Below are 13,858 nucleotides of genomic sequence, written 5' to 3' on the forward strand. Positions count from 1 at the left end.
GTGGCGCGCATTCGGGGAAGAGGACCTTCGTGCGCGAAAAACTCGGGTTCGCGGCGGACGATTTCGTCGACGCGGCGCAGCTTGCGGAGGGCGGCGTGCCCGCGGCTTTTGCCGGCCGCGTCGCATACCGTGCTGAGGAACTCGTACGCGCGCTCGACGCTGACCGGGCGCTCGAGCGGCTGATCGGCTTCGACGCAGTGATTCTGCCCTTGGTCGGCTCGGGGGTCGTCCCCATGAGTGCGGAAGACGCCCAATGGCGCGAGCGCGCGGGGCGCCTGGGATGCGCGCTCGCTGCGCGCGCCGACGTCGTCGTGCGCATGACGTGCGGGATTCCCCAGGTCATCAAAGGAAACCTTGCCGATGCACCTCGAGGGACGCAGGGCGCGGGTGCGCCTTTGGAAGTCGTCTTCGTGCGCCATGGTGCCACGGCGGGCACGGAAGACCATCGCTACAGCGGGGCGGGCACCGACGAGCCCCTGTCGAGTGCGGGCGAGCGCGCTTTGCGCGACCTCGCGTGCGATCGTGACGTGTTCCGTGTTATCACGAGCGGCATGGCCCGCACCGACCAGACGGCGCGCATCCTCTTCCCGAACGCGGAGCTTATGGCGTGCCCCGGTCTGCGCGAGATGGATTTCGGCGACTTCGAGGGGCGAAGCGCCGCCGAGCTTAAAGAGGATGCGCGCTATCGCGCCTGGGTAGACTCCTGGTGCGAGACGCGCTGCCCGCATGGCGAGGGCAAGAGCGATTTCACCCGCCGCGTCATCGCGGCGTTTCGGGAGGCGTGCAAATCGGAGCGCGCCCAGGGATGTGGGCGCGCCGTCTTCGTCGTTCACGCGGGTACCGTGAAAGCGCTGCTCTCCGAGCTAGCTGTCCCGAAAATGGGATACTTCGACGTGCATACCGAGCCGGGCGGCGCATGGGCCGCCACTTGGGATGGGCGCTGCCTTCGCGACGTTCGCCCCGCTTGGGGGGGCGATGCCCGGTGATGACGATTCTTGCCGTCGCCGCCGGGTTCGCGGCCGACCTTGCCTTCGGCGACCCGCGCTGGCTTCCCCATCCCGTCGTCGCCATGGGGCGCGCGATCACGTGGGCCGAAGGCCGCCTGCGGCGCGCATTCCCGCAAACGTCCGCGGGCACGCGCGCCGCAGGGCTTGTGCTCGCCGTGGCGCTTCCGCTTGCGTGTGGGCTTTTGACCTGGGGAATCCTGCATCTTTGCGGCATGGTTCACTCCGGCTTGCGCTTCGTGGCCGAGGCATGGGCGAGCTATCAGATTCTCGCGGCATGCGAGCTGCGCCGCCAGAGCCTGGCCGTTGCCCGCGCGTTCTCGAAGGGCGGCCTTGTCGCGGCGCGCGAAGCCGTCGGGCTCATCGTGGGACGCGACACGTCTGTTCTCGATGAGCACGGCGTCGCGCGCGCCGCCGTGGAAACGGTGGCGGAGAACGCGAGCGACGGTGTCATCGCGCCGCTTTTCTACCTTATGATCGGGGGTGCGCCCTTGGGCATGGCGTACAAGGCGGTGAACACGCTCGACAGCATGGTGGGCTACAAAAACGAGCGCTACATCGACTTCGGCTGCGCCTCGGCGCGCCTCGACGATGCGGTGAATCGGATCCCCTCGCGCTTATCGGCCCTGCTCATGATCGCCGTGTGCCCGATCGTCGGGCTCGACGCGCGCGGGGCGGCGCGCATCTGGCGCCGCGACAGGCGTCGCCATGCGAGCCCGAACGCGGCGCAGACCGAGTCAGCGTGCGCGGGCGCGCTCGGGCTGCGCCTGGCAGGACCCGCGGTGTATTTCGGCAAGCTCGTTGAGAAACCGACGATAGGCGATGCGTCCCGCGAAATCGAGTGGGGCGACATCGTTCGGGCGACAAGGCTCATGCTCGCCGCGTCCGTATGCGCGCTCGTCGTCTTCGGCGCTGTGCGCGCGGCGGTCGTGCTCGCTGTGGGGGCGATGGCATGAGGAAAGACCACGCCGCGCCCCGGGCTGCCGGGGGAATCCTGCGCGCCCGTACGCATGGGGGCAGCGCGCAATCGCTCGGCATCGCTTGCGAAGGGGGCGCCTCCGACCTCATTGACTTCTCGGTGAACGTGAATCCGGCAGGCCCCTCGCCGCGCGCCGTCGCCGCAGCTTGCAAGGCGCTTTCTCGAATCGACGCCTACCCCGATAGGGAAAGCCTCGCCCTCGTTCGCGCCCTGGCGCGTGCCCAGGGCATTCCCGAAGACACTATCGTCTGCGGCGCGGGCGCGTCCGACATCATCTGGCGGCTCGCCGCGGCGGTGCGCCCGAAACGCATCGTCGTGTGCGCGCCGACGTTCTCTGAATATGCTGAGGCGGCATCGTACTACGGCGCATGCGTGCAGGAGTTCCCGCTCTCTGAAGCGGACGACTTCGACGTGCCCGCCTCCTTCGCCCGCGCGATCGAGGGGCCGGGAGACGTGGCGTACCTCTGCAATCCGAACAACCCGACGGGGCGCCTCGTCGACCCCAGCGTGATCGATGCCGCGGCTTGCCGCTGCGAGCAGGTGGGCGCGCTGCTCGTCGTGGACGAGTGCTTCCTCGGATTTGCGCCCGACGCCCGCGAAAGGAGCGTGGCCGCACGCGCCGCGTGTTCGCGCCATGTGGCCGTGCTCTCCGCGTTCACCAAGCTCTACGGAATGGCGGGGTTGCGGTTGGGATATCTGATCAGCGGAAACGCTCAACTCATCGAGGGGATTCGCCGGGCGGGGCAGGCGTGGCCCATCTCCTCGGTCGCCGAGGCCGCGGGCATCGCCGCCCTGGAAGACGTCGAATACGTCTCGCGCACGCGCGATGTATTGGCGGGCGAGCGAGCGTGGCTTTCCCACGAGCTCTCCTCGCTCGGGCTTTCCGTCGTGCCGTCGGATGCGAACTTCCTTTTAGTCCGCACGCCGGCGAAAGACATCCCCGAGCGACTGTATAAACAGGGGGTTTTGGTCCGCACGTGCGACTCGTTTTCGGTGCTGTCCCGTTTCTGGTGCCGCGTCGCGGTGCGCACGCGCAAGGAGAATGCCCGGCTTGCGATGGCGTTCGGCTGTGCGCTTCGGGCGGAAGACGCATCGGGCGAAGGCGAACCCGACGAACGGGGCGGCGCTTCTTTCAGCGGCGCTATGGCGGGCGCGGATGGCCGAGGCTCGGCGAAGGAGGTCGATACCCGTGGGTAGGGCCAAGCCCATCATGATCCAGGGCACCATGTCGAACGCGGGGAAGAGCCTGCTTGCGGCTGGGCTGTGCCGCGTACTTTCGCAGGACGGCCTGCGCGTGACTCCCTTCAAGAGCCAGAACATGGCACTCAACAGCGGTGTCACGGCCGACGGGCTCGAGATGGGGCGCGCCCAGATCATGCAGGCCGAGGCGTGCGGCATCGCGCCCGACGTGCGCATGAACCCCATCCTGCTCAAGCCCGAAAGCGGCCACCGAAGCCAGCTCATCGTGGCCGGCAAGGCGCAGGGAGCCTTCGCTGCGAGGGACTACTTCGCGCGAAAGAAGGCGCTCATGCCGCAGATTTTGGAGGCGTTCGATTCGCTCGCGGAGGAAAACGACGTCATCGTCATCGAGGGCGCCGGCAGCCCCGCCGAAATCAACCTTGCCGAAAACGACATCGTCAACATGGGGCTCGCGCGCGCCGTGTCCTCCCCCGTGCTGCTTGCGGGCGACATCGACCCGGGCGGGGTATTTGCCCAGCTCTACGGCACGGTCGCGCTCCTTGCGCCCGAGGACCGCGCGCTTTTGCGGGGGCTTGTGGTGAACAAGTTCCGCGGCGATGTGGAAATCCTGCGCCCGGGTTTGGCCCCGCTCGAGATGATGTGCGGAGTTCCCGTCGTGGGTGTCGTGCCGTATCTTACGCTCGACCTGGACGACGAGGACTCGCTCGCGCCGCGCCTATCTGCCCGCGAGGCGCGCGGCGTCATCGACGTCGCCGTCGTGCGCCTTCCGCATCTGTCGAACTTCACCGACTTCGACCCGCTTTCGCGCGTGCCCGGCATGGGCGTGCGCTACGTTTCCTCGACGACCGATCTGGGCCGACCCGACCTGGTGGTGCTTCCCGGCTCGAAGACCACGCTCGACGACGCGCGCTGGCTTGCGGCTAGCGGCATCGGAGCCTGTGTACGCGCGCTTTCGGGCGCGGGCACACCGGTGCTCGGCATATGCGGAGGCTACCAGCTTTTGGGAGACGAGCTTTCCGACCCGCACGGCAGGGAAGGCGCTGGCACCGCGCGCGGGCTCGGGCTCATCCCTGCAAGTACGGTGTTCAAGGAGGAAAAGCGCCTCGCCCAGTCGGAGCTGCGCATCACGGGCGCCCAAGGCGCGTTCTCGGTGTGGAACGGCATGACGGCGCGCGGGTACGAGATTCACGACGGCGAAACGACCGTCTCCTGCGCCCCTGCGGGCACGATTGGCGGCAAACCGGAAGGCGCGGCCTGCGGAAACGTGTTCGGAACCTATCTCCACGGCCTGTTCGACGAACCGGGGGTGGCGCTCGCTCTCGCGCGCTCGCTCGCGCGCATGCGCGGCCTGCCCGAGAGCGTCGTGGGTGCTGCGGGCGCAGCGTCCGCAGCCGATCACCGTGCGCGCGAGTTCGACCGCCTGGCCGACGTCGTGCGCGGGGCGCTTGACATGGAGTATGTCTACCGCATTATCGAGGAGGGTGTATGATCCACGTGTATCATGGCGACGGCAAAGGCAAGACTACGGCGGCGATGGGCCTCGCCCTTCGTATGCTCGCCGCAGGCCGCCGCGTCGTCGTCGTGCAGTTCCTGAAAGACGGCGAAAGCGGGGAGGCGCGCCTGCTCGCCGAGCATTTCGGCGTGCCCTTGTTCGCGGGGAAGGTGTCGGGCAAGTTTACCTGGTCGATGACGTCGGAAGAACTTGCCGCGACGTGCGAGCTGCACGATGGGAACCTCGCATCCGCGCTCGCCGAGCTCGAGGGCGATCAGGAGGGGCTGCTCGTGCTCGACGAGGCGCTCGACGCGCTTTCGAAGGGGCTTGTCGACGAGGCGCTCGTGAACCGCGCGCTCGATTTGTCCGCGCGCGGCGTCGAAGTGGCGCTCACCGGGCGCGCGCCTTCCCGCAAGATCGTGGAGAAGGCCGACTACATAACCGAGATGCGGTGCAAGAAACATCCCTACGAGCAGGGGATATGTGCAAGGGAAGGAGTGGAGTACTAGATGGATTCCAAGGAGATGGCGCCCGGCGACATCGAGCGGCGCAGCTTCGAGATCATCACCGAAGAGCTCGGCGGCCGCACGTTCCCGCCGCTCGAAGAGCCCGTCGTGAAGCGCGTCATCCACACCACTGCCGACTTCTCGTACGCCGATTCCCTCGTGTTCACCCATGACGCCGCGCACTGTGCGCTCGACGCACTGCGTGCAGGGGCCACGGTGCTCACCGACACGAACATGGCGCTCGCAGGCATAAGCAAGCCCGCGCTCGCGAAGCTCGGCTGCAAGGCCGTGTGCTACATGGCCGACCCTGATGTCGCCGCGGCTGCGCGCGCCGCGGGCACGACTCGCGCCGTTGCGAGCATGGACAAAGCTTGCGGAATCGAGGGTCCGCTCATCGTGGCCGTCGGCAACGCTCCCACAGCACTTCTGCGCCTCGCCGAGCTCATGGACGTGGGGAAGATCGCGCCCGCGCTCGTCGTTGGGGTGCCGGTCGGGTTTGTGAACGTGGTCGAGGCGAAAGAGGAGCTACTCGCGCGACGCGTGCCGGCCATCGTCGCGAGGGGTCGCAAGGGCGGCTCGACAGTGGCGGCTGCCATTATGAACGCGCTGCTCTACCAGATCACGCGCACAGGCGGCCCAAAGTGACGGCTCCCGCATCCGCGCCGGCGCTGCGCATCTTCGCCGGCACCACCGAGGGCCGCCTTCTGTGCGAATGGGCGAGCGGGGCGGGCATCCCCGCCCGTGCCTACGCGGCAACAGAGTACGGAGGCGAACTTTTGGGCGAGCTTCCGGGCATCGAGGTGCATGCGGGCAGGCTCGACGAGGCCGACATGGAGCGCGAGCTTTCCGGCGCGCGCATCGTCGTCGACGCCACGCACCCCTTCGCTACGCTCGCAAGCGGTAACATCCGGGCCGCTTCGCTCGCCGTGGGTGCACGATGCCTGCGCCTTGCGCGCCCGGTCGAGGCGCTGCCCAAAGGCGTCGTGCCGGTCGCGTCGATCGCCTGCGCGGCGCGCTTTCTCTCCGAGAACCCGGGTCGCGCGCTTCTCACGACGGGGAGCAAGGAGCTTGCTCCCTACACGAGCGTCGCCGATTTCGCGGAGCGCTTCTTCGTGCGTGTGCTCCCGCTGCCCGGTGCTATAACGAAGTGCATCGACGCGGGGTTTTCGCCGTCGCACGTCATCGGCATGCAGGGGCCCTTCACCCGCGAGCTCAACGAGGCGATGCTTCGGCAGGTGGGCGCCCAGTGGCTTGTGACCAAGGACTCGGGAACCGTAGGCGGCACGGCTGAGAAGCTCGCCGCAGCGCGCGCCGTGGGTGCGCGCTGCATTGTGGTCACCCGTCCCGCCGAGGGAGGCGGGGCCCTTTCGCTTCGGGAAGTGGAAGACGCGCTCTTACGGGAGTTCGCGCGCTAGGCGCTTGCCGCGCCTGCGCGCCCTCCCGCCCGCGTGGGGGTGTTCCTGTAGTTCTGACAAGAGGGATTCGCCCTTTCGATAGGCGTTTTTGGCAATGCTGACGCAGGCCCTGCCGGGCCCAGGCCGACTTCGGCGAGGCCGATCTCTACGTTTCCGGCGTCCGCACCCCCAAACGGTCCCTAATTCGCCGCAACTTGTTGGTGGTGGCTTACTGGTAGCGTAGGCACTCCACCGGGTTGAGCTTTGCCGCGCGGCGAGCGGGGTAGAAGCCAAAGATTACGCCGATGCCGACGGAGACGCCGAAGGCCAGCAGCACCGTGGCGATTGAAAAGCTCGGTGTGATCTGCCCACTGGCACCGAGCTCGTTGAGAACCCCTGATCCTGCGGCAAACACCGCGAGGCCCCAGGCCAGCAGATAGCCAATCAGGACACCCAGCAGGCCACCGGTGACGCACAGCGCCGAGGACTCGGCCAAAAACTGCGCGGTGATATCGCGACGACTGGCGCCCAGGGCACGGCGAATACCGATCTCGCGGATGCGCTCAGTCACGTTGGTGAGCATCATATTCATAATGCCGATTCCGCCGACAAGCAGTGAGATACTGGCGACAGCGCCCATGATGAGCGAGAAGGCGCCCATAAACGAGTTGAGTGCATCGATGGCGCTTTTCATGGAGGTCGCCGATACGCTGTCGTACTCATCATCCTCCGAGATGCCCTTCATCGCGCGCACCTTAGACTCGATGGTCTTGCAGAGCTCGTCCATGTCTGTGCCCTCGGCGGCAAGTGCCGTCACGCTGGGGAATGAAGGATTCTCGTCGCCAAACAGGCCGGAGATGGTTTCGCGTGGCATATACAGCGTGAGCGAGCCCATGGAGTCGCTGCCGCCATCAATCACGCCTACAATCTGCACCTCGCCGTTGGACACCTTGATGGTTTTCCCCAGCGCATCCTGTTCGTTGCCGTAAAGCTGATCGGCGCCGCCGCGGCTGAGGAGCGCCACGCGCGAGCCTGATTGAGACTCTGCCTGTGAATAGACACGTCCCGCAACGATCTTGCTGGCGCCCACGGCATCGAGCATGTCGCTATCGACGCCGTGTGCCATGACGGTATAGCTTTTATCCCCGACCTTGTACTCGGAATAGGCGCTATCGACGATGCCGATCTGCTCAATCTGCGGCACCAGTTTGCGAAGCTTTTCCACATCCGAATCGGTGAGTTCTTGGGACGAATAGATCTCTACCATGCGGGCTGCATTGAGGCCCAGGCTGTTGACCAGGCTGTTTTGGATGCCGCCGATGAGCGAAGTCATGGCGATGACCGAGGCGATGCCAATGACGATGCCAAGGATGGTGAGCAGGCTGCGTCCCTTGTTGGCCTCGAGCGAGTGAAGGGCTTCTTGGACAAGATCGCGGGTGCTCATGCCTTCGCTCCTTTCGGCTGATTGGTGGTTGCAGAAATCGCGGGCAGGTTGTTGACGGCCCCGCGTAACGTATTCGGTGTATGCGCGACATATGCGCCGTCATGGATTCGCCCGTCACGGATGGTTACGGCTCGATCGGCCTCGGCGGCGATGCCGGGGTCATGCGTGATGAGTACGATGGTCTTGCCGCGTTTCTGGAGCTTGTGGAAGGTTTCCATGACGAGCGCCCCGGTTGTCGAGTCTAGATTTCCCGTTGGCTCGTCGGCCAAAATGATGGGCGGGTCGTTGACGAGGGCGCGCGCGATGGCGACGCGCTGCATCTGTCCGCCCGAGAGTTCCGATATGCGGTGGTCCCAATGGTCGACCGGCAGTGTGACGGCTTGCAGCGCGTGCACGGCGCGCATCTCGCGCTGGCTACGCGGCACATTGGTGTAGGACAGCGGCAGCATGACGTTTTCGATCACCGTCAGACGCGGCAGCAAGTTAAAACTCTGAAAGACAAAGCCGATGCTCAGCGCGCGCACCTCGGTGAGCTCATCATCGTCGAGCTCGGCGACGTTGAGCCCTTGCAGGAAATAATCACCCGCCGTCGGCTTGTCCAGGCAGCCCAGGATGTTCATGAGCGTCGACTTGCCCGAGCCCGAGGGGCCGGTGATGGCGACGAACTCACCGGGGTTCACCGCCAGGCTCACGTTGTGCAGGATGTGGGCGCAACCGGCCTCGCTCTCAAAGATGCGGTGCACGTTGCGGATGTCGATGACGGGACGCATTACTTGCCCTCGTCGGCAGACATATTGTCGCCGCCGTCTGCCGTCATGCCTGTGCCGGTATCCGTCACGATGGTGTCGCCGTCGCGTAACTTGGTAACCGGGACGTCTGGGTTGATCTCGTTGCCCTGGTCGTCGCGCTTGACCTGCGTCTTACCGACTACAGCCTCGTTGTCGTTTTGCGTCACGACGGTCACCTTCACGCGGCGCGTCTTCTTGCCTTCCGAATCGGTGGCCAGATTGACGTAATAGTGCTCGCCATCTTCGGTCATCAGCGCCATGGTCGGCACCATAACCACGTCGTCGAGCTTCTCGGTCACTACCGAGACCTCGGCAGTCATACCCGGCTTAAGGCGACTGTCGGGTGCTTCGATGAGGATGTCGACGTTAAAGGTCACGCTGCCGCCGCTACCGGAGCCGGAGTCAGAGTTTGCCACCGAGGCGATAGCCGTGACGGTGCCCTGGCTCACGATATCGGGAAACGCGGGATAGGTCACGTTGGCGCTTTGGCCCACGGCAATTTTGGCGATATCCTTTTCGCCCACCTGAACCGTCACCTTCATCTTGGACAGGTCGGCGATCTGCATGCACTGCTTGCCGCCGCTCGTATCGCTTTCGCCCATGATCATTCCGCCTGTTACCGTGGCGCCGACCTTGGCGTTGAGCTCCACGATGCTGCCCGAGCTCGGGGCCGTGACCGTACGGCTGGCGGCCTTGGCGTTCGCCTGATCGAGGTTTGCCTGGGCCGATGCGAGGCTGCGCTGCGCGGCCGATACAGCGTTCGTGTCCGCTGATGCGGCGGAGATGCCAGCCGCTGCGGAAGCTCCATCGACGTCCGTCGTTGGGGTGGCCTGCGCGGCAGCTGCGGCTTTCTGCGCGTTGGCGAGGTCTTCCTGAGCGGCTGCTACTGCACGCTGCGCCTCGGCAACGTTGCGATCGAGCTCGTCGTTTTTAATGGTCATGAGCACGTCGCCCTCGTTGACGGATTGGCCTGCCTGCACGTTGATCGAATCGACCGTGCCGTCGACAGAAGGGGAGACCACTGAGGACGAAATGGGTTTGAGCTGGCCTTTCGCCTCGACCGTTGTGGTAAACGTGCCCTCGGTCACCATGTCGGTCACAGGCCCGCTAGCGCCCTGCGGCTGCGCATTGATAACTAGGGTTGCGACAATGGCAATGAGCGCGATGGCACCTACGACGCCGGCGGCAATACCGCGTCGAATCAGCTTTTTGCGTCGACGTTCGGCACGTTTTGCCTTGAGCTTGGCATACGCCTCTTCATCGGAAATCTCGGCCGTATCGTTCGTGCGTTCGCTCTGCTTGTCGGCATGTACGTTTTTAATCAGAGGAATCGTTTCGGTGGCACCTTCGGGCGTGTACTCGGCATCATCCGGGCCTGGGGTGATGGTGGGGACATTCGGCATAGCGTCTCCTTTATAGAAAGTTCCTCAATAAGTATATGCGTCCGTCGCGTAAGGCGGGCGCATATGGCGGATTCTTTCGGAACTGTTAGATTGGTCGCAGCGGCTCCACGTTGTGGGAATGCGCGCTTTGCACTACGAGTGGACAACCACGCACAGGCCGACTTTGATGCAGTCGTGAAGTGCCTTTGCATCGGCCAGGCGCAGGTTGATGCAACCGTGGCTGCCGCACCACTTGTACGACTCGGCATTATCGAAGCTCTTGTCGTTTTGCCAGGTGGCGTCGTGGAATCCGACCATATTGCCCTCGAACGGCATCCAATAGCTGACCGGGCTCTCGTATTTGGGCTTGCCGGTCTCGGGGTCCTTGGCACCGATGAGTTTGCTGGCGCCATCGTTGCTGTTGATCTGCCATACGCCCTCGGGGGTGGCGTCTTCGCCCGGTTTGCCGGAAATAAAGTTGGCCTCCCACACAATATTGCCGCTCTCGTCGTAGTAGCGCGCGTGCTGCTCGGACAGATCGACATCGACGTATGCCTTCCAGTCAGGCTCTCCCTTTGCGGTAAAGGTGTCGGCCTTCTGGGAGTACTTGATATCGATTTCGCCGGTCTGCTTGTTGTTAATGGCGTCTTCGACCTGCTTGGCGAGCGAGGTACTGTCGATGGACCAACCAAAGTCGCCGCCTTCGACGGCGCACTGCTTGCCATCGGCGCGCGTCCACCAGCGAGTGGAGCCCACGGTATTAAAGCCGTTGGCGAGCTCGGCTGCCCAGCTGCTGATCTGCGACGTATCGAGCGTGGGGTTGGCCGGATCGGCAAAGCTGATCCACTGCAACACGGAGCTGCCATCAACCTTGCCGGCATCCTCGCCGTTGAGCTTGAGGGTCACGTTGACGCCCAAGAAGTTGTTGGCGGCATCGCATGCGGCCTGAATCTGATCATCGGTCAGCGTTCCATTGAGCGGCTCATAGGCATCGTTGCCGAGCTTGGAAAGATCTACGGTCTCGGCCAGCGAGGCAAGCTCGAGCTCGGCATACTTAATGACATGCTCGCGGTTGAGTTTTTCGTTGGAGCGCGCCTTCTCGACGGTAAACTTGCCGGCCTGCTCGTCATAGGAGCTATTGGCCTCGAACGTGCCCGAACGGCTCCCGTTAAACTCATCGATGGCGGTGCCCAGATCCTTCTCAAACTGCTTTTGGTCAAAGGTATCGGAGAGCATGGACAGGTCGATGTCTTGATCAAGATCTACTTCGTTGGAGGTAGCGGTTGTTTTGGTCTTGCCGCTTAAGGATTCTACAAGGCGGACCGGCCATACAAAGGCTTCGTTGTGGTTGATGATCTCTTTTGCGGCAGCTTCGCCGTCGACGATGGGCTCATCGGACTCGGGCTGATAGGTCCAGCTAAAGTCTTCGCCTGTCACGGTGAGCTTATAGTGCTTCCAAGCCGAGTTGACCTTGGTGGCGGCAGACGAAGCGTTGGAGAACGAGACATCGACGCCGGCGATAGTGGTGTTGGGGTAGGCTACCTGCGAAAACGCTACGACGCCTACGATATAGATAATGACGATAAGACCCAGAACGACAAAGAGCGTCGTCTTTTTGCCCGACTTATTGTTCTCGGCGGGTTTGCGTGCGGGGCCGCGATCGCCTCGAGCGTGCGTGGGGGGCTGCTTGGGCGCATTGCCATTTGCCTGGCGCTGCTGATGCTGCTTGTTCGGACGTTGGGAAACGTTTGCCGCACCTCGCTGCTGACCGCGGCTCGGCGCGATAGGACGCGGCGACTGAACGCCCCCGGTGTGCCTGCTCGGCTGCTGCGGATCGGGGATCAGTTGAGTTCGATCGTTTTGCGACATCGTATGCATATCCTTCGAATTTCGCCTTGCGGCTCATCGTGTTTTTACTGGGCTTGCATTATAGCGATTACCCAGTTGTTTGTGGTATGGAAACGGTGGCATTCAAAAGAGGTGGGACATTTGTCCCACCTTCGAGTCTATCTTTGTCGCTATCCGCACACACCGCATTTTGCACAGGCCGAAAGTGCGGCCGGAGCCTGCGCGATGCCACCTTTTGCCGTCTCGCGCAGCGTGGCCGGCAACGCGTGGCCCACGGAGAGCATGACGTGCGCCATCTGGTCAAACGGCACCAGGCTCTTGATACCGGCAAGTGCAAGCTGCGCCGAGCTAAATGCCGCGGCCACGCCGATGGCATTGCGGTTTTGGCACGGCACCTCCACGAGGCCGCCCACCGGGTCGCAGACCAGGCCCAGCAGGTTGCTCAGGGCGATGGAGCTGGCGTCGAGTGCCTGCTCGGGCGTGCCTCCGAGCATCTGCACCAGCGCGGCGGCGGCCATGGCGGCCGCGCTTCCCACCTCGGCTTGGCATCCGCCCTCGGCGCCGGCGACGCAGGCGCTCGTGGTGAGGTTGAGGCCGATGGCGGCGGCGCAGTAGAGGGCGTCCATGACTTGCTCATCGTCCAGTTGCAGATGGTCGGCGAGCGCCAGCACGCAGCCGGGCACGACGCCTGCGGAGCCGGCCGTGGGGGCGGCGACGATCACTCCCATTGTGGCGGAGCGCTCAAGGACGGCCATGGCGCGGGCCACGGCATCGGTCTGGACGGCGCCCATCAGGCTTACGCTCAAGTCGTTGCGGCCGGTGGCATCAACGAGCTTGGCCTCGCCGCCGATAAGCCCGCCGAGCGAGCGCTGAGGATTGGCGATGGGGGCCGTAGTCTCCTCGCGCATGACCTCGAGGACGCGGCGCATGGCAGCGACGGCGTGGCCCTCGCCGGTCAGGCGAGCCTCGCGTATGGCCATTACGGCGCCGATGTTGAGGCCGAGTTCCTCGCACGCATCGAGCAGCTGCTCGCCGTCGTCGAAGATTTCCTTGGCCGAGACGCCGGGGGAGAGCGACGAGGCCGAGCCCGGGAGCTCGATAAAGGTGGCGTAGTTTACATTGTCGAGCTTGCGCAGCATGGGGATGACGGTGTCGTCGGGGGCGCCATCGGTTTCAAAGACGGAGTATGCCTGGCCGCCCACTTCGGTGCGGTAGGTGCGGCAGAAGGCGATGTTTACATGTGCGTAGGCGAGCAGGTTCGTGAGCGCGGCGAGCACACCGGGGACGTCCTGGTGTGCCACGAAGAGCGTGGAATACATGCCCGAGATATCGACGCCGACGCCGTTGATGCGGCTGATGCGCATTTTGCCGCCGCCGAGGCTCTCGCCGCGGACCTGCGCCGTGGCGCCCGTATCGTCGGCCATGTCGATGTCGACGGTGTTGGGATGGATGGAGGCGTCGTCGCCCTTGATGTCAAAGTGATATTCGAGGCCCTGCTCGCGTGCGAGGTCGAAGGCCTGCTTGATGTTCTCGTCATCGGTGTCGAGGCCCAGGATGCCCGCGACGAGCGCACGATCGGTGCCGTGGCCGCGGTAGGTGTGGGCAAAGGAGTTCCACAGGCCAAAGGTGACCTTAGTGATGCGGCCTTCCAGCAGGCTGGCGGCAACTTGGGCGCACCGCAGGGCGCCGGCGGTGTGCGATGAGCTGGGGCCGACCATGACGGGCCCCAAGATCTCGAATGCCGAGGTCGTAGCTAGTGTTTGCGGCTTGCCTGCCATATGCGCTCCTGTTCTATCCCGTCGTTCCGAGGGCTTTGGTATT

Annotated in this window: 12 protein-coding genes; 7 read left to right on the forward strand and 5 right to left on the reverse strand. The window is 64.5% G+C overall.

The window, feature by feature from the left end; translation table 11 throughout:
- Window positions 1–29: 29 nt before the first annotated feature.
- The 7 genes from DW913_RS05845 to cobK are packed head-to-tail and all read left to right on the forward strand — an operon-like array spanning window position 30 to window position 6,596.
- The gene (locus tag DW913_RS05845) at window positions 30–986 is read left to right on the forward strand and encodes a histidine phosphatase family protein (protein ID WP_233542013.1); all 957 of its coding nucleotides are present in this window, start codon (window positions 30–32) and stop codon (window positions 984–986) included.
- Entirely contained in the window at window positions 986–1,960 is a 975-nt protein-coding gene (gene cbiB, locus DW913_RS05850; protein ID WP_117797900.1) for an adenosylcobinamide-phosphate synthase CbiB, read from the forward strand. Before DW913_RS05845 ends, cbiB begins: the two co-directional genes overlap by 1 nt.
- Window positions 1,957–3,180, forward strand: coding sequence for a histidinol-phosphate transaminase (locus DW913_RS05855; protein ID WP_158566201.1), 1,224 nt, complete (start codon window positions 1,957–1,959; stop codon window positions 3,178–3,180). The genes cbiB and DW913_RS05855 overlap by 4 nt, the downstream gene beginning before the upstream one ends.
- Complete coding sequence (locus DW913_RS05860; protein ID WP_233542014.1) at window positions 3,173–4,672, forward strand: cobyric acid synthase; 1,500 nt, start codon at window positions 3,173–3,175, stop codon at window positions 4,670–4,672. The genes DW913_RS05855 and DW913_RS05860 overlap by 8 nt, the downstream gene beginning before the upstream one ends.
- Window positions 4,669–5,184 (forward strand): cob(I)yrinic acid a,c-diamide adenosyltransferase, encoded by a 516-nt coding sequence (locus DW913_RS05865; protein ID WP_117797903.1) that lies wholly within the window; start codon window positions 4,669–4,671, stop codon window positions 5,182–5,184. The genes DW913_RS05860 and DW913_RS05865 overlap by 4 nt, the downstream gene beginning before the upstream one ends.
- Window positions 5,185–5,826, forward strand: coding sequence for a precorrin-8X methylmutase (locus tag DW913_RS05870; protein WP_117797904.1), 642 nt, complete (start codon window positions 5,185–5,187; stop codon window positions 5,824–5,826). It abuts the gene before it with no gap.
- Window positions 5,823–6,596, forward strand: a complete 774-nt coding sequence (gene cobK / locus DW913_RS05875) for a precorrin-6A reductase (RefSeq protein ID WP_117797905.1) — start codon at window positions 5,823–5,825, stop codon at window positions 6,594–6,596. The genes DW913_RS05870 and cobK overlap by 4 nt, the downstream gene beginning before the upstream one ends.
- Window positions 6,597–6,804: 208 nt before the next feature.
- On the opposite strand, the gene DW913_RS05880 is transcribed toward cobK, so the two are convergent.
- From DW913_RS05880 to sdaAA, 5 genes are all read right to left on the reverse strand, one after another.
- Window positions 6,805–8,019 (reverse strand): ABC transporter permease, encoded by a 1,215-nt coding sequence (locus tag DW913_RS05880; protein ID WP_117797906.1) that lies wholly within the window; start codon window positions 8,017–8,019, stop codon window positions 6,805–6,807.
- Entirely contained in the window at window positions 8,016–8,789 is a 774-nt protein-coding gene (locus DW913_RS05885) for an ABC transporter ATP-binding protein (RefSeq protein WP_117654704.1), read from the reverse strand. Before DW913_RS05885 ends, DW913_RS05880 begins: the two co-directional genes overlap by 4 nt.
- On the reverse strand, window positions 8,789–10,210 hold the full coding sequence (locus DW913_RS05890; protein WP_117797907.1) for an efflux RND transporter periplasmic adaptor subunit: 1,422 nt from the start codon (window positions 10,208–10,210) through the stop codon (window positions 8,789–8,791). Before DW913_RS05890 ends, DW913_RS05885 begins: the two co-directional genes overlap by 1 nt.
- A gap of 132 nt (window positions 10,211–10,342) precedes the next feature.
- Window positions 10,343–12,058, reverse strand: a complete 1,716-nt coding sequence (locus DW913_RS05895; protein WP_158566202.1) for a L,D-transpeptidase — start codon at window positions 12,056–12,058, stop codon at window positions 10,343–10,345.
- Window positions 12,059–12,207: 149 nt separating this feature from the next.
- On the reverse strand, window positions 12,208–13,815 hold the full coding sequence (gene sdaAA, locus DW913_RS05900; RefSeq protein WP_117797909.1) for an L-serine ammonia-lyase, iron-sulfur-dependent, subunit alpha: 1,608 nt from the start codon (window positions 13,813–13,815) through the stop codon (window positions 12,208–12,210).
- Window positions 13,816–13,858: the final 43 nt, after the last annotated feature.

It is taken from the genome of Collinsella sp. AM42-18AC, assembly GCF_003467965.1.
Lineage (GTDB): Bacteria > Actinomycetota > Coriobacteriia > Coriobacteriales > Coriobacteriaceae > Collinsella.